An 895-nucleotide genomic window follows, 5' to 3' on the forward strand; every position below is an offset into this window, starting at 1 on the left:
CGTTGCACTGTTGTTGCCAGTAGATGCGTCGTACAAGGTGTTACTGGTAGCAACGCTCACGGCATAGTCACCGGCCGTGCTTGGCGTGAGCTTGGTAACGCAGGTGATGCTCTCACCCGAAGCCAAGCTCGCCGCTGGGCTGGTTGGCGTGCAGATTGCTGCCGATGCGCCCGCTGGTGCGGTCACCACGCAAGTTGCGTTGATAGCGCTTTGCGGGCCGTTGTTTTTGCAAACGGCGGTGTAGGTCAGTTCCACACCCGTCGTGCTAGTCGTGCCTGGCGTCACCGTCACGGTGGCCTGCATATCTGCATGCTGCGTGTCGGTGGAGACTTGGCAAGTCGTGCAGGTGCCCACCGAGCTGGTGACGGTGTCCACGATAGTCGCCGTGTTGCCTGGGCTGGCCACGGTGACCGTGTACTGCAGCGTGCTGGTCTGGCCCGCACCGACTGCCACGGTTTGCGCGCACTGTGTGCCCGCTGCCGTGCAACCTGCGCCCCAGCCTTGGCCGGTACCCGTGTAGGTCGTACCTGCGGGCACAGTCTGGCCCACTTCCGTGGAACCTGCAGTACCGCCGCTGTTGGTGACGCTAACGGTATAGGTCAGCACATCACCAGGTTTGGCCAAATAGCCAGCTGGCACGGGACTGCCATTGACCAAGGTCAGCACATTGGTGGTCGCCAGGCTCGCTGGCGTATTACCCACCGTGGACTTGGTGTCCGTATTGTTGGCCGTATTGGACTCGTAGCTCTGCGTTGCCGCATTGATGGTCGCACTGATGTCGCCTTGGGCTGCAGTGAAGGTCACCGAGCAGCTCAGCGTCTCGCTCACCGCCAAGGTCTTGGCTGCATCGCAAGTGGCGTTGATGGTGGTACCACCATTACTGATCACCATGGCA

General features: G+C 61.3%; 1 pseudogene. It reads right to left on the reverse strand.

What is annotated here, in order from left to right:
- Positions 1–895 (reverse strand): annotated as a pseudogene (locus tag H928_RS0108315) (hypothetical protein); the annotation flags it as partial.

Origin of the sequence: Comamonas sp. B-9 (genome assembly GCF_000410635.1) — a bacterium.
Lineage (GTDB): Bacteria > Pseudomonadota > Gammaproteobacteria > Burkholderiales > Burkholderiaceae_C > Comamonas.